21 protein-coding genes are annotated in these 22,840 nt (G+C 70.8%); 12 read left to right on the forward strand and 9 right to left on the reverse strand.

All coding sequences use genetic code 11. The features are described 5' to 3' along the window. Window positions 1-253: 253 nt before the first annotated feature. The 7 genes from ACFV7R_RS18685 (at window position 254) to ACFV7R_RS18715 (ending at window position 9,033) form a co-directional block, all read left to right on the forward strand. Entirely contained in the window at window positions 254-1,342 is a 1,089-nt protein-coding gene (locus tag ACFV7R_RS18685; RefSeq protein ID WP_385264551.1) for a branched-chain amino acid aminotransferase, read from the forward strand. A 280-nt stretch (window positions 1,343-1,622) separates the two neighbouring features. Next, window positions 1,623-2,303 carry an urease subunit gamma gene (ureA, locus tag ACFV7R_RS18690; protein ID WP_385264553.1) on the forward strand — a complete coding sequence of 227 codons (681 nt, stop codon included), beginning with the start codon at window positions 1,623-1,625 and terminating at the stop codon, window positions 2,301-2,303. Next, a complete protein-coding gene (locus tag ACFV7R_RS18695; protein ID WP_385264554.1) occupies window positions 2,300-3,970 on the forward strand; it encodes an urease subunit alpha in 1,671 nt (556 codons plus the stop codon). Before ureA ends, ACFV7R_RS18695 begins: the two co-directional genes overlap by 4 nt. 11 nt (window positions 3,971-3,981) lie before the next feature. Continuing rightward, window positions 3,982-5,025 carry an agmatine/peptidylarginine deiminase gene (locus tag ACFV7R_RS18700; RefSeq protein ID WP_385264556.1) on the forward strand — a complete coding sequence of 348 codons (1,044 nt, stop codon included), beginning with the start codon at window positions 3,982-3,984 and terminating at the stop codon, window positions 5,023-5,025. 10 nt (window positions 5,026-5,035) lie between these two features. Then, complete coding sequence (locus ACFV7R_RS18705; protein WP_385264557.1) at window positions 5,036-5,635, forward strand: TetR/AcrR family transcriptional regulator; 600 nt, start codon at window positions 5,036-5,038, stop codon at window positions 5,633-5,635. A gap of 350 nt (window positions 5,636-5,985) precedes the next feature. After that, on the forward strand, window positions 5,986-7,590 hold the full coding sequence (cimA, locus tag ACFV7R_RS18710; protein WP_385264558.1) for a citramalate synthase: 1,605 nt from the start codon (window positions 5,986-5,988) through the stop codon (window positions 7,588-7,590). 90 nt (window positions 7,591-7,680) lie between these two features. Further along, a complete protein-coding gene (locus tag ACFV7R_RS18715) occupies window positions 7,681-9,033 on the forward strand; it encodes a hypothetical protein (protein WP_385264559.1) in 1,353 nt (450 codons plus the stop codon). 66 nt (window positions 9,034-9,099) lie between these two features. Here the strand turns inward: ACFV7R_RS18715 and ACFV7R_RS18720 are convergent, their stop codons facing one another. The 4 genes from ACFV7R_RS18720 to ACFV7R_RS18735 form a co-directional block, all read right to left on the reverse strand. Beyond that, complete coding sequence (locus tag ACFV7R_RS18720; protein ID WP_385264560.1) at window positions 9,100-9,882, reverse strand: serine protease; 783 nt, start codon at window positions 9,880-9,882, stop codon at window positions 9,100-9,102. 180 nt (window positions 9,883-10,062) lie between these two features. Beyond that, window positions 10,063-10,563, reverse strand: a complete 501-nt coding sequence (locus ACFV7R_RS18725; RefSeq protein ID WP_385264562.1) for an N-acetyltransferase — start codon at window positions 10,561-10,563, stop codon at window positions 10,063-10,065. Further along, window positions 10,560-10,793 carry a DUF397 domain-containing protein gene (locus ACFV7R_RS18730; protein ID WP_385264563.1) on the reverse strand — a complete coding sequence of 78 codons (234 nt, stop codon included), beginning with the start codon at window positions 10,791-10,793 and terminating at the stop codon, window positions 10,560-10,562. The genes ACFV7R_RS18725 and ACFV7R_RS18730 overlap by 4 nt, the downstream gene beginning before the upstream one ends. Continuing rightward, a complete protein-coding gene (locus tag ACFV7R_RS18735) occupies window positions 10,790-11,611 on the reverse strand; it encodes a helix-turn-helix domain-containing protein (RefSeq protein WP_385264564.1) in 822 nt (273 codons plus the stop codon). Before ACFV7R_RS18735 ends, ACFV7R_RS18730 begins: the two co-directional genes overlap by 4 nt. Window positions 11,612-11,723: 112 nt before the next feature. On the opposite strand from ACFV7R_RS18735, the gene ACFV7R_RS18740 reads away from it, so the two are divergent. Continuing rightward, entirely contained in the window at window positions 11,724-12,131 is a 408-nt protein-coding gene (locus ACFV7R_RS18740) for an ATP-binding protein (RefSeq protein ID WP_385264565.1), read from the forward strand. Between the two features lie 1,662 nt (window positions 12,132-13,793). On the opposite strand, the gene ACFV7R_RS18745 is transcribed toward ACFV7R_RS18740, so the two are convergent. After that, complete coding sequence (locus ACFV7R_RS18745) at window positions 13,794-14,405, reverse strand: YceI family protein (protein ID WP_385264566.1); 612 nt, start codon at window positions 14,403-14,405, stop codon at window positions 13,794-13,796. 149 nt (window positions 14,406-14,554) lie between these two features. On the opposite strand from ACFV7R_RS18745, the gene ACFV7R_RS18750 reads away from it, so the two are divergent. Further along, window positions 14,555-15,856 carry a glycosyltransferase gene (locus ACFV7R_RS18750; RefSeq protein ID WP_385264567.1) on the forward strand — a complete coding sequence of 434 codons (1,302 nt, stop codon included), beginning with the start codon at window positions 14,555-14,557 and terminating at the stop codon, window positions 15,854-15,856. A 9-nt stretch (window positions 15,857-15,865) separates the two neighbouring features. Here the strand turns inward: ACFV7R_RS18750 and ACFV7R_RS18755 are convergent, their stop codons facing one another. Next, window positions 15,866-16,744, reverse strand: a complete 879-nt coding sequence (locus tag ACFV7R_RS18755; protein ID WP_385264568.1) for a DMT family transporter — start codon at window positions 16,742-16,744, stop codon at window positions 15,866-15,868. An 18-nt stretch (window positions 16,745-16,762) separates the two neighbouring features. Next, window positions 16,763-18,262: a hopanoid C-3 methylase HpnR gene (hpnR, locus tag ACFV7R_RS18760; protein ID WP_129801569.1), complete on the reverse strand. Its 1,500-nt coding sequence runs from the start codon at window positions 18,260-18,262 to the stop codon at window positions 16,763-16,765. A 320-nt stretch (window positions 18,263-18,582) separates the two neighbouring features. Here hpnR and ACFV7R_RS18765 point away from each other — a divergent pair, with 320 nt between their 5' ends. The 3 genes from ACFV7R_RS18765 to ACFV7R_RS18775 all read left to right on the forward strand — a co-directional run bounded on the left by ACFV7R_RS18765 (window position 18,583) and on the right by ACFV7R_RS18775 (window position 21,508). Further along, the gene (locus tag ACFV7R_RS18765; RefSeq protein WP_385264570.1) at window positions 18,583-19,422 is read left to right on the forward strand and encodes an SDR family NAD(P)-dependent oxidoreductase; all 840 of its coding nucleotides are present in this window, start codon (window positions 18,583-18,585) and stop codon (window positions 19,420-19,422) included. A gap of 226 nt (window positions 19,423-19,648) precedes the next feature. Further along, on the forward strand, window positions 19,649-21,256 hold the full coding sequence (locus ACFV7R_RS18770; RefSeq protein WP_385264572.1) for an acyl-CoA carboxylase subunit beta: 1,608 nt from the start codon (window positions 19,649-19,651) through the stop codon (window positions 21,254-21,256). A gap of 57 nt (window positions 21,257-21,313) precedes the next feature. Next, the gene (locus ACFV7R_RS18775; RefSeq protein WP_129801566.1) at window positions 21,314-21,508 is read left to right on the forward strand and encodes an acyl-CoA carboxylase subunit epsilon; all 195 of its coding nucleotides are present in this window, start codon (window positions 21,314-21,316) and stop codon (window positions 21,506-21,508) included. 178 nt (window positions 21,509-21,686) lie between these two features. Here ACFV7R_RS18775 and ACFV7R_RS18780 read toward each other — a convergent pair whose 3' ends face one another. Next, entirely contained in the window at window positions 21,687-22,268 is a 582-nt protein-coding gene (locus tag ACFV7R_RS18780; protein ID WP_030216560.1) for an ATP/GTP-binding protein, read from the reverse strand. Beyond that, window positions 22,249-22,827 carry a DUF742 domain-containing protein gene (locus ACFV7R_RS18785; protein WP_129801565.1) on the reverse strand — a complete coding sequence of 193 codons (579 nt, stop codon included), beginning with the start codon at window positions 22,825-22,827 and terminating at the stop codon, window positions 22,249-22,251. The genes ACFV7R_RS18780 and ACFV7R_RS18785 overlap by 20 nt, the downstream gene beginning before the upstream one ends. Between the last annotated feature and the right edge of the window lie 13 nt (window positions 22,828-22,840).

The raw sequence follows: 22,840 nt of genomic DNA on the forward strand, positions 1-22,840 counted from the left end.
CCCACAACCTAAATCGCCTGATCACGGTACTGCGGGCCTTGCGGCTGGCTGCAAGCTCGCAGGCCGACCATCACACGAACGAGTTATGCCGTGACTCGCGCCGCAGGCGCCGAGCCATTTCGCCCCCGGGGCCCCGCACGTGATAATCGAACGCGGAGCCGCTATGAGGGAATGCTCGGACGTCCTAGCATTGGCCACTGGCCGTACAGGCGTGAGCGCGGCCCGTCACGACAACCGGTGAAGGACAACCACCATGACGACGCCCACGATCGAGCTCAAGCCCTCCGCCAACCCGCTCTCCGATGCGGAGCGCGAGGCGATCCTCGCCAGCCCCGGCTTCGGCCGCCACTTCACCGACCACATGGTCACCATCAAGTGGACCGAGGGCCGCGGCTGGCACGACGGACAGCTCGTCCCGTACGCGCCGATCTCCCTCGACCCCGCCACGACCGTCCTGCACTACGCGCAGGAGATCTTCGAGGGCCTCAAGGCCTACCGCCGGCCCGACGGCTCGGTCGCCACCTTCCGCCCGGACCAGAACGCCCTGCGCTTCCAGCGCTCCGCCCGCCGGCTCGCGATGCCCGAGCTGCCGGTCGAGACGTTCATCGAGGCCTGTGACGTGCTGATCCGGCAGGACAAGGCGTGGGTCCCGGCGCACGGCGGCGAGGAGTCCCTCTACCTGCGCCCGTTCATGATCGCCACCGAGGTCGGCCTCGGCGTGAAGCCCGCCAACGAGTACCTCTTCCTGGTCATCGCCTCCCCGGCCGGCGCCTACTTCCCCGGCGGCGTCAAGCCGGTCTCCATCTGGGTCTCCGAGGACCGCGTCCGCGCCGTCCCCGGCGGCATGGGCGACGCCAAGACCGGCGGCAACTACGCCGCGTCCCTCCTCGCCCAGGCCGAGGCCGCCGCCAAGGGCTGCGACCAGGTCTGCTACCTCGACGCGGTCGAGCACAAGTGGGTCGAGGAACTCGGCGGCATGAACCTGTACTTCGTGTACGGCGACCGCATCGTCACGCCCTCTCTGACGGGCTCCATCCTGGAGGGCGTCACCCGCGACAGCCTGCTCGCCGTCGCCCGTGACCTCGGCTACGAGGCCGAGGAGGGCCGCGTCTCCGTCGACCAGTGGCAGCGCGACGCCGACAACGGCTCCCTCACCGAGGTCTTCGCCTGCGGCACGGCCGCCGTCATCACCCCCGTCGGCACGGTCAAGCGCGACGGCGCCGAGTGGCAGCACTCCGGGGGCGAGCCCGGCGAGGCCACGCTGCGGCTCCGCCAGGCGCTCCTCGACATCCAGCGGGGCACTGCTGTGGATCAGCACGGGTGGATGCATCTGCTTGGCTGACGGTGTGTTTCGCTCCCCGGCGTTTGGTCCGCACCCGGCGTGGGTGTGGGCCTCGCCGGGGGCTGTCGCCCCCGGGCCCCCGCTTCGGCCCTGAAGGGGCCTCGTCCTCAAACGCCGGACGGGCTGAGTTATGCCGGCCAGCGTCCACAGACACCCGTCAGATTGTTTGAGCGATGTTCAATTGTGTGCGCCTCGATCTGCCCGTCTGTCTTCCCGTTCCAGGCGTCAGTCGTTTAGAGTGCTGCTCTAAATAGGGGGACGGCAAGGAGGTGCCCGCGTCATGAGACTGACCCCCACGGAGCGTGATCGGCTGCTGCTCTTCGGGGCCGCCGAGTTGGCCCGTGCTCGTCGTGCCCGGGGACTGCGGCTCAATGTGCCGGAGGCGACCGCGCTCATTGCGGACGCCGTGTGCGAGGCCGCCCGCGACGGGGCCCGGCTCGCCGAGGCCGTGGAGCGGGGCCGGTGCGTTCTCGGCCCTGACGATGTGCTGCCCGGCGTCGCGGACGTGGTCACCGAGGTGCACGTCGAGGCCGTCTTCGACGACGGTTCGCGGCTTGCGGTCGTCTCCGACCCCATCGGGGGCGGGCTGGGGGAGCAGGGCCCGGGGGCGCTGCTGCCGGGGCCCGGGCATGCCGAGCCCGAGGCGGTCCTCCGGCTGACGGTCACCAACACCGCCACCGTGCCGGTGTCCGTCACCTCGCACTTCCACTTCTTCGAGGTCAACCCGCGGCTCGCCTTCGACCGCGCGCAGGCCTACGGCATGCGGCTCGCCGTCCCCGCCGGGTCCTCCGTGCGCTTCGGGCCGGGGGAGAGCGTCGAGGTCGGGCTCGTGCCGATCGGGGGTGAGCGCATCGCGATCGGCTTCGCCGGTCTGGTCGACGGGGCGCTGGACGCGCCGGGGGCGAAGGAAGAGGCCCTGCGCAGGGCCGCCGCCTGTGGATATCTGGGAGCTGAGCGGTGAATCCGTACGAGTACGCCGGTACGCACGGCCCGCGCGCGGGCGACCGCATCCGTCTGGGCGACTCGGGGCTGGTGATCCGTGTCGAGTCCGACTCCCAGCAGTACGGCGACGAGTTCCTCGCCGGTTTCGGCAAGACCGCCCGGGACGGACTGCACCTCAAGGCCGCCGCCGTCCGCGAGACCTGTGACGTCGTCATCAGCAACGTCGTCGTCATCGACGTGGCGCAGGGCATACGCAAGGTCTCCATCGGCATCCGCGAGGGCCGGATCCATGCCATCGGGCGGGCCGGCAACCCCGACACCCTCGACGGGGTCGACGTCGTGGTCGGCACGGGCACCTCGATCGTGTCCGGGGAGGGGCTCATCGCCACCGCCGGGGCCGTCGACACTCACGTCCACCTGCTGTCGCCGCGCATCATGGAGGCCTCGCTGGCATCCGGCGTGACCACGGTCATCGGGCAGGAGTTCGGGCCGGTGTGGGGGGTCGGGGTCAACTCACCGTGGGCGCTCAGGCATGCGTTCAACGCCTTCGACGCCTGGCCGGTCAACATCGGGTTCCTGGGGCGGGGTTCGTCCTCGGTGGCGGCTCCTTTGATCGAGGCGCTCGCCGAGGGGGGCGCGAGTGGCTTCAAGGTGCACGAGGACATGGGCGCCCATACGCGGGCGTTGGACACCGCGCTCCGGGTCGCCGAGGAGTACGACGTCCAAGTCGCCCTGCACAGTGACGGATTGAACGAGTGCCTGTCCGTGGAGGACACCCTCCGCGTCCTCGATGGCCGCACCATCCACGCCTTCCACATCGAGGGCTGCGGCGGCGGACACGTGCCGAACGTGTTGAAGATGGCGGGAGTTCCGAACGTCATCGGTTCCTCCACCAACCCCACCCTCCCCTTCGGCCGGGACGCGGTCGCCGAGCACTACGGCATGATCGTCTCCGTCCACGACCTGAAAACCGACCTGCCGGGCGACGCGGCCATGGCCCGCGACCGCATCCGCGCCGGGACGATGGGCGCCGAGGACGTGCTGCACGACCTGGGCGCGATCGGCATCACCTCGTCGGACGCGCAGGGCATGGGCCGGGCCGGCGAGACCGTCCGCCGTACGTTCGCGATGGCCGGGAAGATGAAGGCCGAGCTCGGCGCCCCGGACGAGCACGACAACGAACGCGTCCTGCGCTACATGGCGAAGCTGACCATCAACCCGGCCCTCGCACACGGCCTTTCCCACGAGGTCGGGTCGATCGAGGTCGGCAAGCTGGCCGACATCGTGCTGTGGCGGCCGGAGTACTTCGGGGCCAAGCCGCAGCTCGTGCTGAAGGCGGGCTTCCCGGCGTACGGGGTGGTCGGCGACCCGAACGCGGCGACCGACACCTGCGAACCGCTGGTCCTGGGGCCGCAGTTCGGGGCATACGGTGCCACGCCCGCCGACATCTCGGTCGCCTTCGTCGCACAGGCGGCCGTGGACCAGGGCCGGGACTCCATGCCGACGCGCCGCCGCAGGGTCGCCGTCCGCGGCACTCGCGGCATCGGCCCCGCCGACCTGCGCCTCAACTCCCGTACCGGATCCGTCGACGTCGACCAGCGCACCGGCCTGGTCACCCTCGACGGCGAGCCGCTCCGCTCCGAGCCGGCCGAGTCGGTCTCCCTCAACCGCCTGTACTTCCTGTGAGGATCCGCGAGATGACCACCCCCGCCGCCGACGGCTTCCGCATGCCCGCCGAGTGGACCCCGCACGAGCGCACCTGGATGGCGTGGCCGGGCCCCAACCCCACCTTCGACGACCCGGACGACCTCGCCGCGGCCCGGGTCGCCTGGGCGTCGGTCGCCCGCACGGTCCGCCGCTTCGAGCCGGTGACGGTGGTGTGCGGCCCCGGACAGTCGGCGGAAGCGAAAAGCCTGTTGGGCGAGGGAATCGACACCGTCGAACGCCACCTCGACGACGCCTGGATGCGCGACATCGGCCCCACGTTCCTCACCGACGGCAACGGCGGACTCGCCGCGGTCGACTGGACGTTCAACGGCTGGGGAGCCCAGTCCTGGGCTCGCTGGGAGCACGACGCGAAGATCGCCGCGTACGTCTCGGACCTGGCGGGTTCCGCAAGGACGTACACCTCGGAGCTCGTCAACGAGGGCGGCGCCATCCATGTCGACGGCGAGGGCACGGTCCTGCTCACGGAGACCGTGCAGCTCGGCCCCGAGCGCAACCCGGACCGGACGCGCGAGGAGGTCGAGGCGGAGATCCACGCCCATCTCGGCACCCGCAAGGCGATCTGGCTGCCGCGCGGCCTCACCGGCGACTACCCCCCGTACGGCTTCGGCACCCTCGGCCATGTCGACATCGTCGCCGCCTTCGCCCGCCCCGGCGTCGTGGTCGCTCACCACCAGCCCGACCCGGCGCACCCCGACCACGAGGTGACCAAGGAGATCATCGGCCTGCTGAGGGCGCAGACCGACGCCCGCGGCCGCCGCCTGGAGGTCGTCGAGGTGCCCGCCCCGACCGTCCTGGAGGCCGACGGCCACTGGGCCGACTACTCCTACATCAACCACTACCTCTGCAACGGCGGCGTCGTGCTGTGCGCCTTCGACGACCCGCGCGACGAAATCGCCGCCGGCACCTTCCGCCGCCTCTTCCCCGGGCGGACCGTGACGCTGGTGGACGCCCGTACGATCTTCGCGGGTGGTGGAGGCATCCACTGCATCACGCAACAGCAGCCGAAGATCTAGGAGCCGTCGGATGGCCGGTGCGCGGAAGAACGCCCCGCCCCGCGAGGCCGTCCTCGCCGCCGCCATGGAGATGATCGCCGAGCGCGGTCTGGAGAAGCTCACCATGGCGGCGCTCGGCCGCGAGGTCGGTATGAGCAGCGGTCACCTGCTCTACTACTTCCACTCCAAGGACGAGCTGCTGCTGCAGACCCTGGAGTGGAGCGAGGGCCGGCTCGGCGTCGAGCGCGGCCGGCTGCTCAGCCGCACGGCCACGGCCCGCGAACGCCTCGACGCCTACGTCGACCTGTACGTTCCCGACGGCCACCGCGACCCGCACTGGACCCTCTGGCTGGAGGTCTGGAACCGCTCGCAGAACGCCGACGACGGCGCCCGCGACCGGCAGTCCGCGATCGAGGGCGCCTGGCATCGCGACCTGGTGGCGCTGCTCGCCGAGGGGGTGTCGCGCGGCGAGTTCCGCCCGGTCGACCCGGACCGCTTCGCGGCCCGGCTGCGGGCGCTGCTGGACGGCTTCTCCATCCATGTGGCGATCGGGCTGCGGGGGACGGACCGGGGGCAGGTACTCGGCCACGTCCGGGAGTTCCTGGACGAGCATCTCCCCGCGGACGCCTGACCGGTCACGAACCGGTGCCGCCATGCGTGACGTATGCGCTGAGTCACCCGGGGTTCGCATTCTGAGACGGCGATGAGGCCGGGGGCAGGTTGTGCCAGACTGCCTCCGTGCTCTCGTTCGCCACGATTATTGGCAGCAGGCGCGCCGGTCCGCAGTGACCGCCACGTACGACCACGTACGGGCGGACACCGTCGTCCTCGACCCGCGCGCAGACCTCTCGCACCCGCGAGAGGTTTTTCGCATTTCTGGCCCACCTTCAGCCGGAGGCTCAGCGCGCGGGATCATGGGAGGACGGTGGAACCGGTCATTCCGGTACTGACCGAGATCCATACATCAGGAGCCTTCAGACCATGACGGAAACCAGCGAGCTGGACGACTCGTTCCACGTCTTCGACACCACCCTGCGCGACGGCGCCCAGCGAGAGGGCATCAACCTCACCGTCGCGGACAAGCTGGCCATCGCACGGCACCTGGACGACTTCGGTGTGGGCTTCATCGAGGGGGGCTGGCCGGGCGCCAACCCGCGGGACACCGAGTTCTTCGCCCGCGCCCAGCAGGAGATCGACTTCCGGCACGCCCAGCTCGTCGCCTTCGGCGCCACCCGCCGCGCCGGCACCACCGCTGCCGAGGACCCGCAGGTCAAGGCTCTTCTGCACTCGGGCGCCCCGGTGATCACGCTGGTCGCCAAGTCCCACGACCGGCATGTGGAACTGGCCCTGCGCACCACGCTCGACGAGAACCTCGCGATGGTCCGCGACACGGTGTCGTACCTGCGCGAGCAGGGCCGCCGCGTCTTCGTCGACTGCGAGCACTTCTTCGACGGCTACCGCGCGAACCCGGAGTACGCCAAGGCCGTCGTCCGTACGGCGTCGGAGGCCGGCGCCGACGTCGTCGTGCTGTGCGACACCAACGGCGGCATGCTCCCGGCACAGGTCCAGGCGGTCGTCTCCACGGTCCTGGCCGACACCGGCGCCCGGCTCGGCATCCACGCCCAGGACGACACGGGCTGCGCGGTCGCCAACACCCTCGCCGCGGTGGACGCGGGCGCGACCCATGTGCAGTGCACGGCGAACGGCTACGGCGAGCGCGTCGGCAACGCCAACCTCTTCCCGGTCGTGGCGGCCCTGGAGCTGAAGTACGGCAAGAAGGTGCTGCCCGAGGGCCACCTCCGCGAGATGACGCGCATCAGCCACGCCGTCGCGGAGGTCGTGAACCTCACCCCGTCCACGCACCAGCCCTATGTAGGCGTGTCCGCCTTCGCGCACAAGGCGGGCCTGCACGCCTCCGCCATCAAGGTCGACCCGGACCTGTACCAGCACATCGACCCCGAACTGGTCGGCAACACCATGCGCATGCTGGTCTCCGACATGGCGGGCCGCGCCTCCGTCGAGCTCAAGGGCAAGGAGCTCGGCATCGACCTCGGCGGCGATCGCGAGGTGGTCGGCCGGGTCGTCGAGCGCGTGAAGGAGCGCGAGCTCAAGGGCTACACGTACGAGGCCGCCGACGCCTCCTTCGAACTGCTGCTGCGCACCGAGGTCGAGGGCAAGCCCCTGAAGTACTTCGAGGTCGAGTCCTGGCGCGCGATCGTCGAGGACCGCCCCGACGGCAGCCACGCCAACGAGGCCACCGTGAAGCTGTGGGCCAAGAGCGAGCGCATCGTTGCGACCGCGGAGGGCAACGGCCCGGTCAACGCCCTCGACCGCGCCCTGCGCGTCGCACTGGAGAAGATCTACCCGCAGCTCGCCAAACTCGAGCTGGTCGACTACAAGGTCCGCATCCTCGAGGGCAAGCACGGCACTCAGTCCACGACCCGCGTCCTGATCTCCACGTCCGACGGGGCGGGGGAGTGGTCGACCGTGGGCGTCGCGGAAAACGTCATCGCCGCGTCGTGGCAGGCCCTCGAGGACGCGTACACCTACGGCCTGCTGCGGGCCGGCGTGGAGCCCGCCGCGTAAGGCGCTCGGCATCGCGGGGGTGCCGGTCCCGGGGAAATCCTCCCCGGGACCGATGTCCTTTTCTGTCCCAGTTCCGGTAGCTTCGAACATATGAAGGCTGCGCTGGTACAAAGGCTTCTACGCCTGTTGATCGTGCCTGTCGCCGCCGTGCTGGCGGCGCTGCTGGTCGCTGCGCCGGGCGCGTACGCGGCCACCGACCTGTCCAAGGTCGCCGAGGCCCTCCGCGAGAGTCCGGTCTACGTGGACCCGGCCGCGTCCGACGTGCTGTCGGAGTCGGACGCCGACGCGCTCGCCGACAAGATCCGGGACGCGGACAAGCCCGTCTTCGTGGCGGTCCTCCCGTCCGATTACCCCACGCAGAACCTCTTCCAGAACCTGCGCACGGAAACCGGCGTCACGGGCCTGTACGGCATCCGGCTCGGCGACGAGTTCGACGCGCGGGCCGACAGCGCCGTGCTCAGCCGCAATGCCGTGTCCAACCTGGTCACGTCCGTGCAGAGCGCGGGCGACGCCAAGGCCCAGCTGAACGACTTCGTCGACGGCGCGCTGCGCAACGTGGGCGGCGCGGCGCCGAGCAGCTGGAGCGAGGGCACCGGCGACGGCGTGTCGACGACCGCCCTGATCACCTTCGGTGCGGTGCTGGTGGCCGGGGGCGCGGGCGCGTACACGCTGGTCCGCCGCAACCGCCGCCGCCACGAGGAGGACCAGCGGGCGGCGCTGGAGAAGCTGCGCGTCGTGGTCGACGAGGACATCACGGCCTTCGGCGAGGAACTGGACCGGCTGGACTTCCACCCCGCCGAACCCGGCGCCGACGACGCCATGCGCGCGGACTACGAACACGCGCTGGACGCGTACGACAAGGCGAAGTCGCTCATGGCGGCCGCGCAGAAACCCGAGGACGTACGCGCGGTGACCCAGTCGGTGGAGGACGGCCGCTTCTCGCTCTCCGTCCTGGCCGCCCGCCGCGAGGGCCGCCCGCTCCCCGAGCGTCGCCCGCCCTGCTTCTTCGACCCGCGCCACGGACCCTCGGTCGCCGACGCGACCTGGACACCGTCCAGCGGTGCGACCCGTGAGGTCCCGGTCTGTGCGGCCGACCAGGCCCGCCTCGCCGACGGCGCCGACCCCATGGTCCGTGAGGTGGACACCGAATACGGCCGCCGTCCGTACTGGGAGGCGGGCCCGGCCTACGGCCCCTGGGCCGGCGGTTACTTCGGGGGCGGCATCCTCCCCGGCCTGCTCATCGGCACGATGCTCGGCAGCCTGATGGCCACGCCGACGTACGCCGCCGACTACGGCTCCGGTTACGGCGACTTCGGCGCCGGCGGCTATGAGGGTGGTGACGTTTCCGGCGCGGACTTCAACACCGACGACTTCAGCGGCGGCTGGGGCGGCTTCGGCGGTGGGGACTTCGGCGGTGGCGGGGACTTCGGGGGCGGGTTCTGAGCCGCCTGTCGGATGTGGAACGGGCCCGGTGCTGGGCAGCACCGGGCCCCCTACTTGTACGGAAGCTCAGAGCGTCGCCGCCGCCGAGGCGATCGCGGAGGCGAAGGTGGAGACCTCGGTGTAGACACCGGGGGCGTTGGGCCGGGCGCAGCCTATGCCCCAGCTGGTGATGCCGACCTGGATCCAGGCACCCGCGGCGTCCCTGCGGAACATGGGGCCACCGGAGTCGCCCTGGCAGGTGTCGACGCCGCCCGCCGTGTAGCCGGCGCAGATCTCCTCGTTCGCGATGAGGCCGCTGTAGCCGCTGTAGGAGCGGCAGGTGGCGTCGCTGACGAACGGCACGTTCGCCTTGAGGAGATAGCGCTGCTGGCCGCCGCCCTCGGTGGCGGCACCCCATCCGGCGATGGTGAAGGTGCCGGTGTTGTACTGCGTGGTCGTGGCGATCTTCAGGGTCGGCAGGTTGATCGGCTGGGCGAGCTTGATCAGGGCCCAGTCCTTGCCGTTGCCGTTGTAGCCGGGGGCCCGGTAGACCTTGGTGGACCGGACCTGGACGCGGCCGCTCGTGGACTGCAGGTCCACGACGCCCGCGGTGGCGGTGATGCTGGTGTTGTTGCCGGTGGCGCCCACACAGTGCGCGGCGGTCAGCACGATCTGCTGGGTGTACAGCGCGCCGCCACAGCCCATCGACAGCCGGACCATGAACGGGAACTCACCCTGCGCGGCGCGGGTACCGCCGACGACGGGCGCGGGGGCCGCCTGCGCGTTGGACACGGGCTGAAGGCTGACGACCGCGAGCGCGGCCGCACCGGCGACCGCGCATCTCTTGAGGGCCTTGAGGAGGGTTCTCATGGGATGCCTTCCGTGGGGGGTGGGAGGTAGGCGGAAATGACGAGGGCATGCCAAGTGATCGACGCCAAAGAGACCTACTGGCAAGGACACGTCAAATCCTGGTGCTGGATTATGAGAACGCTGTGAGCGCGCACACAAGGGGCGCAATCCAGCCAGGCCTCCCCGGCCGGGCCGGCGACCTCACTCCACGTCGGGCAGCGCCAGCCACTCGTCCCAGCTCAGATCCCGCCCGACGAACCGCGGACGCCGGAACGGCCACTCCTCGGCGATCCACCGCGGCACGAACGCGTCGAGCGCCCGCTCCAGCCGCCCGCCGACCTCACTGTCGACCACCCACCAGGAGATCTCCGCATCGGCCCCGGCCTTCTGCGGCGGATCGATGTAGACGCACCCGCGAAGAGCGGTCCCGTCCTGCGTCTCCACGGTGTAGTTGAAGGACTCGTGCGCGTCGATCTCGGCGGCGTGCCGCTCCAGATCCTCCCGGTTGGCCTCGTACGACATCGTGGCCGAAGGCCAGCCCCACGCCTTCCCGTAGATGGACCACAACCGCTCCCGCGACCCCATCACGGCCGGATAGTCCAACGGCGCGTCCGCCCCGCTGATCGGCCGCAGATGATGCCGGTCCCCGTCGGGGATCTCGACGCGAAGGGGGTGTACGAAGTCGCGCGGCAGCCAGGTCATGCGAGCCGGCCGAGGAAGGTGGTCCAGGTGTCGGGGGAGACGGTGAGGACGGGGCCGTCGGGGGTCTTGGAGTCGCGGATGTGGATGGCGGAGGGGTGGGTGGCTACTTCCAGGCAGTTGCCGCCTTCGTCGCTGCTGTAGCTGGACTTGCGCCAGTCGTAGGCGACTTCGAGGCAGTCGCCGCCTTGGCTGCCGCTGTAGCTGGACTTGAACCACGCCACGGTGTTCATGACTCTCCTAGCAGTCCTTTCAAGAGTCGCTCGCTCTCGTCGGGAGAGAGGGCCTGTGACCGCAGCATTCCATACTGGAGGTGATAGTCGCTGACCTCGTCGGGATCGTCGACGAGGAAACTTGCGCGCTGCACCTCCAGGTAGACCAGGCGCTCGTGTTCAGGGGTTTCCAGCAGCACCATGGGGCCGTCGAGGCAGGCGTGGGGCGTCCGGTCCTCAGGCATGATCTGGAAGCTCATGTGGACCGGCTCCGTGTACTCCAGAATCTGGCGGATCTGCTCCCGCATCACCTCCGGCCCGCCGACCTGGCGCCGCAGGATGCACTCCTCCAGGATGAAGTGGCCCACGGGCGGCCGGTCCCGCTGCCAGATCAACTGCCGTTCCATCCGGGCGTTCACCCACTGCTCGGCGGTCTCGCTCCCGAGGGCCGGATACCGGTATTCGAAGACGGCGCGACAGTAGTCCCTGGTCTGGAGGAGCCCCGGAACCACCAGGCTCTGGTACGAGAGGATGCCGACCGCCTCCTGCTCGTGATCGACGAGCCCCTGCGCAAACTGCACGATCCGCTCCCGCACCGGCATCTTCTCCACCAGCACGGTCAACACCCCACCCGTCCCCAGCAGTTCGTCGAACTGCTCCGCACGATCCGGCTGAAGCGCAAGCCTCCCCTGCTCGATGGACCTCACGGTGTCCACGTGAATGCTCGCCATCTCGGCGAACTGCTCCTGCGTGAGGCGGGCCTTCTTCCGGCAGTGTGCGAGCACCGCACCGACCGCCTGCCACGAACCGACCTTCTTGGGCTTCTTCGCCGAGTGCATGCGTGACCCTTTCCCCCGTGCACAGCCGAAGTCCTCGTAGTGAGCTCGTAGCAATCAGGACTACGACCTCACTCACTGATCCATGCCAGTGACTCCCTGTGACAGTGGCCGCATGAACGCACAACCCCAACACCCCCACACTCGCGAGGCGTTCTACCGCCGGGACCGCAGATCGGTGGGCCACGCCCGCGAGTTCACCCGACAGACGCTCGCAGACTGGGCCATGACCGAGCGAAGCGACGACGCACTGCTCTGCGTAAGCGAGTTGGCGACGAACGCGTTGCTCCACGGCGCACCGCCCGGCCGCGGCTTCGCCGTGCGCCTGACGTTGTACGGCGACGGCGTACTGCGCGCCGAGGTTCACGACAGCGGCGCCGGTGAGGTGCACGCCTCGGACGCCCCGTCGGACTCCGAACACGGCCGCGGCCTCCTGCTCGTCGCCGCGCTCGCCGACAAGTGGGGCGTGGGGGAACGCAACCCCGGCAAGATCGTGTGGTGCGAGTTCGAGGGCCGACGGTGACCAGGTGACCGCTCAGGGTCGGCCCCGGGACCGTGTCTGGTGACGTGACCGTCGGGGCCGCCCGCTTCTTTGTCAGTGTCGTGCTTCCACGGCCCGAGTAAAGGGCGCTTCGCGTCGCCTTCGGCGATGGCCCTGCGGGCCACCCTTGACTCGGTCCGTTCCAGCACGGGTGAGAAGCGAGCGAGCGGCCCGGGAAGGCGGGTGGCCGAGGCAGGCGGTCACCTCCGTCGGCTGCGGAGCGGGCCGGGGTCGGCGGGCGCGGTCGCGCCTCGCATGCACGCCGGGTGGGCTTGGCGGCGATCGGTGGGTGGGTGCGCATCGGCGCGGCGGGCAGGCCGGGTGGGTTTGGCGGCTTGTGGTCGGTGGGTGGCGGGGACGGGCGCGTCAGCGGAGTGGCGGCACGCCGGGCGGGCTCAGCGGCTTGCGGTGAGCGGGTGGCGGGGCGGGCGCGACAGCCGTGTGGCGGCACGCCGGGTCGGCATGGTGACGATCGGTGGGTGGATGGCGGGGGTGGAGGCGGCGGTTGGGTGGGGCAGGCCACGCAAGTCACATCACTGGCACACGAGCCTCACCGACCCCACTCCTGCAGGTGATTGGAGGATTTGTGCCACTAGCAGGCACCCACGACCACCCACGACCTGGGCTTTCTCCCGGTGGGTGGCACAAATCCTCCACTCACTGCTCCTTGCCCGGGTCGTGTCCACAGAAGTGGTGTAGCGGCTGAGAATGCAACATGTCCGCCAGATGTGTTGCACCTGCGGATTCCCCCCCCGCGGGTGGGCGACCGCCGTCCACCACGTCAGCGGACGTGACCCTTGCCCGCGATCGGAGCGATCCGAGGGTGGACCCCCGCCGCCCCCGGCGCCACGACCGTCGAACCGACCCGGCATGCCACCACCGGAGGCAGCCCACGCACTCCCATCTGCTACAGCAGCCTCACCGACCGCACCCCCGCAGGTAATTGGCAGGTTTGACTCACTCGCAGGCAGCCTTCACCTGGGCTTTCTCTCCCGCTGGGTGACCCAAACCTGCCAATTGCTGCTCCAGGGCCCGCCGTTGGCGCGAACCGAGGGACGGCCACCGCCGTCCCGGCGCCGTAGCCGCCGAACCGACCGACGTGCCACCACCCGGCTAACCGGACGACCTGGCGCACCCCGCCACCCACTCACCGCCACCCGCCGAGCCGACCCGGCGTGCCCCCACCCCGCTGACGCGCCCGCCCCAGCCCCCACCCGCCGCCAGTCGCTGAGCCGACCCGGCGTGCATGCGAGGCGCGACCGCGCCCGCCGACCCCGGACGCCGACGCAGCCGACCCCACCCGCAAACAGGCCTCGGCCACCCGCCTTTCCGGGCCGCTCGCTCGCTTCTCACCCGTGCTGGAGCGAGGCGAGTCAAGGGTCGGCCGCAGGCCGATCGGCGCAGCCGACGCGAAGCGCCCTTTACTCGGCTCGCGGAAGCACGACACTGACAAAGAAGCGGGCGGCCCCGACGGTCACGTCGAAGGGTGCGTCGAGGACAGTGCCGGACCTACGCCGGCCCGTCTCGTACGGAGCGCAGTCGCGCCGCCCGGTTGGTGCCGGTCGTGACGTGCCGAGCGCCCGCCCTCCAGCCAGGGAGCGGAGGGCGGGCGCTCGGTGCGTCAGCTCACGCGACGCGTGGGGTTCACGCGTTCCGGATCGCCGAGATGTCGAAGTTCAGCTTGATCTTGTCGGAGACCAGGACGCCGCCCGTCTCCAGCGCCGCGTTCCAGGTCAGGCCCCACTCGGAGCGCTTGATCTCGGCCTTGCCCTCGAAACCGACCCGGTCGTTGCCGAAGGGGTCCTTCGCGGCGCCGTGGAACTCCAGGTCGATGGTGAGCGGCTTGGTGACGCCGAGGATCGACAGGTCGCCGGTGATGCGGTACTCGTCGCCGCCGAGGGCCTCCGCCTTGGTGGAGCGGAAGGTCATCGTCGGGAACTCGTCGGTCTTGAAGAAGTCCGAGCTCTTCAGGTGGCCGTCGCGGTCGGCGTTGCCCGTGCTGACGCTGTCCATCTTGACGTCGATGGAGGCGGTGGACTTCGAGGGGTCGGTGCCGTCCAGGTGCAGCGAGCCGGTGAAGTCAAGGAAGGAGCCCTTGACGTTCGTGACCATGGCGTGGCGGGCGACGAAGCCGATCGTCGTGTGTGCGGAGTCGATCGTGTAGTCGCCGGTCAGCGCGGCCAGGTCGGGGTTCACGGCGGTGTTCTCGATCGAGGTGTTGGCGGTGTCGGAGTTCTTCTTGCCGAAGATACCCATGGTGTGCTCCTCAGGGGACGGGGCTGTTGAGCCTTCATGCTGTTGAAGATTCAACGACATCAACAGAACCGACCGTAGACCTATTCCGTTCAAGTTTCAACGTCATCTCTCGGGTGTCGCGGTTGGATCACCGGCCGGGGTGGTACCCAGTGATCGTGTTCTCGGTCGCGGTCCTGGTCGAGCTGATGCGAAGCAGCACGTCAGGCGGGCACGTCAAATGCTGGGAGCGCTTCGCGGAGAGCGCCGGCCGGCTGCCGGAACGCGTGCCGGACGCTCCCGGTCTTGATCTGACCGTCTACTTTCTCGGCGAGCGGGAACGGGTCGAGGCCCTGTCCCCGCACGTACGGTTCGTCATGCTGCGGCCGGCCCTCGCGACCTCCGCCCTGATGTCGGCCGACGGAGCGGAGGACACCTCCGACCTCGCCCCCCACCATCGCCGGCTGGCCGCGCTGCTGCCCCGGCACGACGTCTGGCATCTGACGCACAGCTTCGCCTACGCCGCCACCGCGGTACGGCTGGCCCACCGCGCCGCCCGCAACGGCGCCCGGACACCCCGGCTCGTGGCCTCCGTGCACACCGACGTCCCCGCGCTGGCCTCCGTCTACAGCCGCTACCTCGCCGACCGGTGGCTGCCCGGCGTCCACCGCCGGACGGGGGAGTTCCTCTCGGCCCGCGCCGAGACCCTGCTGCGCCGACGACGGGACCGGCTGCTCGGCGCCTGCGAACAGGTGCTGGTCCCCACCCCGGCCGGAGGCGCGGAACTCGCCCGGACCCTGGGCGCCGACCGGGTCGCCCTGCTCCGCCGCGGCATCGACCACCGGCGCTTCTGGCCCGACCCCACGGCCAGGGCCCGGCTCGCCCGGGAGTACGGCGTACCGGCCGACCGCCCGCTGGTGCTGTTCGCCGGCCGGCTGGACGCCACCAAGGGCGTACCGCTGCTCGCCGAGAGCGTACGGCGTCTGCGCGACCGAGGAACGGCCGTGCACCTCGTCATGGCCGGTTCGGGCGCGGAGGCGGACCCGGTCCGGCGGGTCCTCGGACCGGACGTGACCCTGCTCGGCACCCTCCCGCAGGAACGGCTGGCCCCGGTCTACGCCGGCTGCGACGTCTTCGCCTTCCCGTCCCGCACGGAGACCTGCGGCAACGTCGTCGCCGAGGCGATGGCGAGCGGCCTGGCGGTCCTGCTGCCGGACGGCGCGCGCACCACACAGTGGCTGGCCGCGCCCGGCCAGGACGGCATCGTCGTACGAGGTGACGACCCCCGGGACTGGTCGGACGCTCTGGGCGCGCTGGTCGACCAGCCACGGCTGCTGGACGCGGTACGCCACCGCGCCGCGGCCACCGCGCGGGACACGCACCCCTCCTGGGACCGTGTCCTGACCGAGGACCTCCTGCCCGTCTGGACGGCCCCCGCCTCCTCCAACCGCAGCGGCACACCGCGTGAGGCGTGAGCCGGCGGCTCACGCCGGACCGGCCGCCCTGCGTCCCCGCAGCGCCGCGATCACCGGTGACGAGTCCAGGCTCACGATCCCGGCCGCCACCAGCGCAAGCCCCGTCACCGTGACCGCGCTGACCGGCCAGCCCGTGCGGACGGCCTCCCCGAAGACCGTCGTGCCCACGGTCACGGCGACCACCGGCTCCGTCGTGTCGATCACCGTCATGCTCGCGGCCAACGGGCCCTGCTGAAAGGCGCTCTGGATGAGCAGCAGGCCCACCACACTGGCCGCCACCAGGGCGTAGGTCTGCCAGGCGGAGAGCGCGGAGCCGAGCCCGTGCCTCAGGCGTTCCACGGTGGCGGCCAGCAGGACGGACTGGGTGCCCATGACCGCCCCGGCCGCCAGGGCCGTCGCCGATGCCCGCCAGGGCCCGGTCAGCGGCCGGGCGGCCGTCAGCGCAGCGGCGACCAGCGCGGCGGTCGCGCCCAGGATCAGCAGCCAGGACAGCGCGTCCGCCGACTCCGGACGGCCGCCGTGCGGGCGGGCGGAGAGCAGGGCGAGGGCGAGGCCGACGGTCACGGCGAGCGTGCCGAACCACTCCCGGCCACCGAGCCGCATGCGGTGCAGCCACGCGGACAGCGGCACGGCGCACACCAACTCGGCGACGATCAGCGGCTGGACGAGGCTGAGCGGCCCGAACGCCAGGGCCAGCGACTGGAATCCGTACGCCACCACGGCCAGTCCGATCCCGCACAGCCACAGCGGCTCCCGCACCAGATGGCCCAACAGGCGCGGGGACAGCGCCTCTTCGTCCGGCCGCCCGCCCGCCGCCCACTGCTGGAGGACGCCCGCGACGGCGAAGCAGACAGCGGCGGCGAGCGAGGCGAGGACGGCGATCGGCATACGCCCGCGCCCGTCCGGTTACTCGGTGGCCCGGTGGCCCGGTGCGCCCTGCGTCGCCCCCCGGGTGTGGACGTACAGCTGACGCCGGTCGGTGACGTCGAGGTGCTGCGGCAGGGGCAGTTCGTAGTGGACGGGCCTGGTGTGATCGGCGATCTGGCGGCGCGGGTTGTAGACCTGGTTGAACTTCCACAGCATGCGGGCGAAGTTCGTCTGCCCGTGCAGCAGGTTGCGGCCGAGCACGCGGGCCGCGCCGAAGGCCGTGCGCAGTCCCAGATGCTTGCGGTTGATCACGGCCTGGGTGCGCACCAGCTCCTCGTAGAACCGCTCCAACGGCAGGGCCGTGGGCACCACGGCGTGCTGGATGTCGAAGAGGCGGTAGTCGCGGGTGGTGAGCCGGCGCGACTCGGTGTGCCAGATCTCCGTCCCCGGATACGGCGTCATCACGGTGAAGTGCACGATCTCCGGCACGGCCAGCGCGAACTCCCGCACCACCCGGAAGCGTTCCTCGTCCCAGGCCGGGTCGACGATCAGGTTGATGGCGACCTTGATGCCGAGCCGGCGGGCCGTCCGAAGAGCACGGAGGTTCTCGTCGGGGCTGACCCGCTTGCGGTACAGCTCCAGCCCCTCCGCGTCGATCGCCTCCATGCCGAGGAACATGTAGCGCAGGCCCAGCCGCGCCCACCGCTCGAACACCTCGGGGTGGCGCAGCAGTACGTCGCTGCGCGTCTCCAGGTAGTAGCGCTTGCGGATGCGGCGGCGCTCCACCTCCGCGGCGATGGCGTCCCCGTGTTCGGGCCGGATGAAGGCGACGTCGTCGACGATGAACACGTTGGGCTCCCGGATGCCCGCCAGGTCGGCCGCCGCCGCCTCGGGAGAGGCCTTGCGGTAACTGCGGCCGTAGAACGTCCACGCCGAGCAGAACGAGCAGTCCCAGGGGCAGCCGCGGGTGAACTCGACGGAGGCGCACGGGTCCAGTTCGCCGATGAAGTAACGGCGCCGGTTGCGCATCAGGTCGCGCGCCGGGACGGGGGAGTCGATGCTGTGCACCATCAGCGGCGCCGGACCACGCCCCTCGGCCGTGACGATCCCGGGCACCCCCGGCACCCCGCCGTCGCGGACCGCCGCCAGCAGCGGCGCGACGGCCGGCTCGCCCTCGCCGCGGACCACCGCGTCCACCGCCCCCTCGGCCTGCTCCAGCACCTCCTCGGCGACGAAGGACACACTGTGCCCGCCGAAGAACACGAAGCAGCCCGGTACCGCCCGCTTCACCTCGGCGGCCAGCTCGATCGCCTCCGGGATGTTCGCCAGATAGTTCAGCGAGACCCCGAGAGCCTGAGGGCGGAAGGACCGGACCTCGTCGCGCAGTTGCCTCCGGCCGGTCACCTGCAGATCCACGACCCGCACCTCGTGCCCGGCGTCCCGAGCGGCGCCCGCCACCCGTTCCAGGCCCAGAGGTTCGAGCCGCAGGAAGATCTCGGAATACATCAGGGCGCTGGGGTGGACGAGCAGCAATCGCATGGTGACCTCGCCACGTGAACCGGCCGGAACCGGAGTTGGGGGAGCTTCCGGGGTCTCCCCTTCGTATCCCGGTAAACCCGCGCCCGTACCGCCCGTACCGCCGCCTGGGTGTACCCCGCGGCCCGCAGGAGTGGTCCTGCCGCGCCGGTACGTGACCGGCGCGGCCCCGGCCCACCGAAGGGACGACCGGGCGGCGGGCGGCGATTCGGGTGAGCTCGCCGCGGACGGACCGCCCCATGACTGGCGCCGGGGACCGCGCAGGCGGTGTCCTGGACTACGTGTCCCGGAAAACCGGACCCACAGCGCAGGGAGACCGACTAGTGACCCACACCGGCTCCGGTTCCATCTACGACCCGAAGGCACGTCCCGCCCCCACTCCGGCCACGGTGCGCGAGCACCGGCCGCCGTACCGCACCGACCGGCCCGTGGCACTCGTCACCGGCGCTTCTTCGGGCATCGGCGCCGCCACCGCCCGGCGCTTCGCCACCGGCGGCTGGCAACTGATCGTCAGCGGACAGGACCGGATCCGGCTGGAGGAGACGGCCGCCGGGACATCGGCCCTCGTCCTGCCCGCCGACCTCGCCGCCCCCGACGGTCCCCGTCTGCTGGCCGAGTCCGCGCTGCGCGCCACCGGCCGGATCGACGTCCTGGTCGCCGGAGCGGGCATCGGCTGGGCCGGCCCCTTCGTGACGATGCCGGCCACCGCCATCGACCGGGTGCTGACCGTCGACCTCCACGCCACGCTGCTGCTGGTCCGGGAGGTCCTGCCCGCCATGGTGAGCGCCGGCCGCGGACGGGTGGTGCTCGTCGGCTCGGTCGCGGGCTGTGTGGGGGTGCGGGAGGAGGCCGTGTACTCGGCCGCCAAGGCCGGCATCGCCGCGTTCGCCGAGGCCCTGCGGCAGGAACTGCGCGGCACCGGCGTGGGCGTGACGCTCGTTGTGCCGGGCCCGGTGGACACCGCATTCTTCGCCCGCCGCGGCACTCCCTACCAGCGCACCCGCCCACGCCCCACGCCGCCCGGCCGGGTCGCCGCCACGGTCTGGGACGCGGTCCGGCGTGGCCGGGACGACGTCTACGTCCCCGGCTGGCTGACCCTGCCGGGCCGGGTGCGCGGCCTCGCGCCCGCGGTGTACCGCCGGCTGCTGAACCGCTTCGGCTGAGGCCCGGTATCCTCGCGTGTCACCCGGGGGATGGCATGCGCCCGACCTGAATGTGACGTGACTCCCAGCCGACGAGTTTGTGCGACCCCTACAAACCCGAAGCCCTCTGAGCAGTCGGAACGCCTGCATGCCCCCCTAGTTCTGTTAAGGGGTACCAGGAAAACACCCCGGAGACTGTACGGAGTCGACGGCCCGCTTTCCCGGTTGTCCTTCGTAAGGTCGCTACATGACCGTTTTGGATGAGGCGACCGGTGAGTCGACGAGCGAGCCGACGGGCGAGCCGACGGACGCGCGCGGGCGAGTGGCCGAGCTGCACCAGATCCGCACGCAGGCGGTGGCCGGCCCGAGCGAGAGGGCGACCGAGGCGCAGCACGCCAAGGGCAAGCTGACCGCCCGGGAGCGGATCGAGCTGCTGCTGGACCCGGGCACCTTCCGTGAGGTCGAGCAGCTGCGCCGGCACCGGGCGACCGGGTTCGGCCTGGAGGCCAAGAAGCCGTACACCGACGGTGTGATCACCGGCTGGGGCACGGTGGAGGGCCGTACGGTCTTCGTCTACGCCCATGACTTCCGCATCTTCGGCGGCGCCCTGGGCGAGGCCCACGCCACGAAGATCCACAAGATCATGGACATGGCCATCGCGGCCGGGGCCCCGCTGGTCTCCCTCAACGACGGTGCCGGCGCCCGCATCCAGGAGGGCGTCAGCGCGCTGGCCGGCTACGGCGGCATCTTCCAGCGCAACACCAAGGCGTCCGGTGTCATCCCGCAGATCAGCGTGATGCTCGGCCCGTGCGCCGGCGGTGCGGCCTACAGTCCCGCGCTGACCGACTTCGTGTTCATGGTCCGTGAGACCTCGCAGATGTTCATCACCGGCCCGGACGTGGTCAAGGCGGTGACCGGCGAGGAGATCACCCAGAACGGCCTGGGCGGCGCCGACGTGCACGCCGAGACGAGCGGTGTCTGCCACTTCGCGTACGACGACGAGGAGACCTGCCTCGCCGAGGTGCGCTACCTCCTGTCGCTGCTCCCGCAGAACAACCGGGAGAACCCGCCGCGGGTGGAGTCCACGGACGCCCCCGACCGCCGCTCCGACCTCCTGCTCGACCTGGTCCCGGCGGACGGCAACCGGCCGTACGACATGGCGAAGGTCATCGAGGAGATCGTCGACGACGGCGAGTACCTGGAGGTCCACGAGCGCTGGGCGCGGAACATCATCTGCGCGCTGGCCCGCCTCGACGGACAGGTCGTCGGCATCATCGCCAATCAGCCGCAGGTGCTGGCAGGCGTGTTGGACATCGAGGCATCCGAAAAAGCTGCGCGCTTTGTGCAGATGTGTGACGCTTTTAACGTTCCGATCGTCACTTTCCTGGACGTCCCCGGGTTCCTTCCGGGTGTCGACCAGGAGCACGGCGGGATCATCCGGCACGGCGCCAAGCTGCTGTACGCGTACTGCAACGCGACGGTGCCACGGATCAGCCTGATCCTGCGTAAGGCCTACGGAGGGGCCTACATCGTGATGGACAGCCAGTCCATCGGTGCGGACCTCACGTACGCCTGGCCGACGAACGAGATCGCAGTGATGGGCGCGGAGGGTGCCGCCAACGTCATCTTCCGCCGCCAGATCGCCGAGGCCGAGGACCCCGAGGCCATGCGGGCCCGCATGGTCAAGGAGTACAAGTCCGAGCTGATGCACCCGTACTACGCCGCCGAGCGCGGTCTGGTGGACGACGTCATCGACCCCGCGGAAACCCGCGAGGTACTGATCAGGTCCCTGGCGATGCTGCACAGCAAGCACGCCGACCTGCCCTCGCGCAAGCACGGCAACCCCCCGCAGTAACCCGGCGGAACCTCTGCGGTACCCCCGCGGAAACCTCATCCACGGAGACTGATCCCCATGAACAACCCTGACATCCGCGTCGAGAAGGGCCACGCCGAGCCCGAGGAAGTCGCCGCCATCACGGCGATCCTCCTGGCCCGGGCGGCGGCACGCACGTCCACGACGACCCCGGCACACCGCGGCCGCGCCAAGGCCGGCTGGCGCCGCCTGGAGCGCGAGCCCGGCTTCCGGGCCCCGCACAGCTGGCGGTAGAACTGCCCCCCTGAGAGGCCGCGGGCCTCTCAGGGGCGCGGGGAACTGCGCGAGCAACCACGCACGATCCGTAGACGGCGAACCACCTTTCGGGGCAACCCGGTGGCCGCGCACACGCAAAAGGGGCTCCCTCTCCGTTCGGAGAGGGAGCCCCTTTTGCGTGCATCGCGCGGCAGCGCTACCGCAGGCGCGCCATCAGGGCGTGCTCGACCAGCGTGATCAGCGCGGACTTGGCGTCCGCGCGGTGTCGGGCGTCGGTGGTGATGATCGGGGTGTCCGGGCCGATCTGGAGTGCCTCGCGGACCTCGTCGGGCTGGTACGGCTGCTGGCCGTCGAAGCCGTTGAGGGCGATGACGAACGGCAGGCCGCTGTTCTCGAAGTAGTCGACGGCCGGGAAGCAGTCGGCGAGCCGGCGCGTGTCGACCAGGACGATCGCGCCGATGGCGCCGCGCACCAGGTCGTCCCACATGAACCAGAAGCGGTCCTGGCCCGGCGTACCGAACAGGTACAGGATCAGGTCCTGGTCCAGGGTGATACGGCCGAAGTCCATGGCGACCGTGGTGGTCGTCTTGTCCCCGGTGTGGGTGAGGTCGTCGATGCCTGCCGAAGCAGACGTCATGACGGCCTCCGTGCGCAGCGGGTTGATCTCCGAGACGGCGCCGACGAACGTGGTCTTGCCCACGCCGAAGCCGCCCGCCACCACGATCTTCGCGGAGGTGGTGGAGCGGGAAGGACCGCCGCTAGAGCTTGCGAAGTCCACTGAGCACCCTTTCGAGCAGTGTCACGTCTGGCTGGCCGCCGGCGTTCTCGTCGCCGCCGGGCTGATGGATGGCGACCAGGCCCGCCTCCGCCAAGTCGGCGACGAGGATCCTGGCCACGCCGAGGGGGATCGTGAGCAGAGCCGAGATCTCGGCCACCGACTTGATCTCCCGGCAGAGGTTGCAGATCCGCTGATGCTCGGGCAGCTGACCCTGCATCTGGTGCGGAGCCGCGGTGGTGTGCACCAGCGCCTCGATGGCGAGCTGGTACCGCGGCCTGGTGCGGCCGCCCGTCATCGCGTACGGGCGCACCAGGGGGTTGTGGCTGTTCGACGCCCCGCCGGGCGCCGGCTCAGGGGTGCGGCGCTGCGGCTGCACGGGCTGGATGCGCGGCGCGGCCGGCTGGTCGTACGGCGAGGGCCCGGGGCCCTGTGGCGCGTACGGCTGCCGGTGGCTCGGCGTGGAGGGGAAGTTGTACCGGTTCTGGGAACCGTCGTTCTGACCCTGGCCAGGGCCGTACGACCAGTTGCCCGAAGACGAACCGCTTGGGGGTGTTGCCACTTTCTCCTCCTCC

The organism is Streptomyces sp. NPDC059866 (genome assembly GCF_042731325.1).
GTDB lineage: Bacteria > Actinomycetota > Actinomycetes > Streptomycetales > Streptomycetaceae > Streptomyces > Streptomyces flavusporus.

What these genes read in the sequence shown, in the direction of transcription:
- ACFV7R_RS18685 (WP_385264551.1), top strand. Translation starts at nt 254, where the DNA reads ATGACGACGCCCACGATCGAGCTCAAGCCCTCCGCCAACCCGCTCTCC.
- ACFV7R_RS18730 (WP_385264563.1), bottom strand. Translation starts at nt 10,793, where the DNA reads ATGAACACCGTGGCGTGGTTCAAGTCCAGCTACAGCGGCAGCCAAGGC.
- cimA (WP_385264558.1), top strand. Translation starts at nt 5,986, where the DNA reads ATGACGGAAACCAGCGAGCTGGACGACTCGTTCCACGTCTTCGACACC.
- ACFV7R_RS18720 (WP_385264560.1), bottom strand. Translation starts at nt 9,882, where the DNA reads ATGAGAACCCTCCTCAAGGCCCTCAAGAGATGCGCGGTCGCCGGTGCG.
- ACFV7R_RS18735 (WP_385264564.1), bottom strand. Translation starts at nt 11,611, where the DNA reads ATGCACTCGGCGAAGAAGCCCAAGAAGGTCGGTTCGTGGCAGGCGGTC.
- ACFV7R_RS18775 (WP_129801566.1), top strand. Translation starts at nt 21,314, where the DNA reads ATGAACAACCCTGACATCCGCGTCGAGAAGGGCCACGCCGAGCCCGAG.
- ACFV7R_RS18755 (WP_385264568.1), bottom strand. Translation starts at nt 16,744, where the DNA reads ATGCCGATCGCCGTCCTCGCCTCGCTCGCCGCCGCTGTCTGCTTCGCC.
- ACFV7R_RS18770 (WP_385264572.1), top strand. Translation starts at nt 19,649, where the DNA reads ATGACCGTTTTGGATGAGGCGACCGGTGAGTCGACGAGCGAGCCGACG.
- ACFV7R_RS18705 (WP_385264557.1), top strand. Translation starts at nt 5,036, where the DNA reads ATGGCCGGTGCGCGGAAGAACGCCCCGCCCCGCGAGGCCGTCCTCGCC.
- ACFV7R_RS18725 (WP_385264562.1), bottom strand. Translation starts at nt 10,563, where the DNA reads ATGACCTGGCTGCCGCGCGACTTCGTACACCCCCTTCGCGTCGAGATC.
- ACFV7R_RS18715 (WP_385264559.1), top strand. Translation starts at nt 7,681, where the DNA reads ATGAAGGCTGCGCTGGTACAAAGGCTTCTACGCCTGTTGATCGTGCCT.
- ACFV7R_RS18745 (WP_385264566.1), bottom strand. Translation starts at nt 14,405, where the DNA reads ATGGGTATCTTCGGCAAGAAGAACTCCGACACCGCCAACACCTCGATC.
- hpnR (WP_129801569.1), bottom strand. Translation starts at nt 18,262, where the DNA reads ATGCGATTGCTGCTCGTCCACCCCAGCGCCCTGATGTATTCCGAGATC.
- ureA (WP_385264553.1), top strand. Translation starts at nt 1,623, where the DNA reads ATGAGACTGACCCCCACGGAGCGTGATCGGCTGCTGCTCTTCGGGGCC.
- ACFV7R_RS18700 (WP_385264556.1), top strand. Translation starts at nt 3,982, where the DNA reads ATGACCACCCCCGCCGCCGACGGCTTCCGCATGCCCGCCGAGTGGACC.
- ACFV7R_RS18740 (WP_385264565.1), top strand. Translation starts at nt 11,724, where the DNA reads ATGAACGCACAACCCCAACACCCCCACACTCGCGAGGCGTTCTACCGC.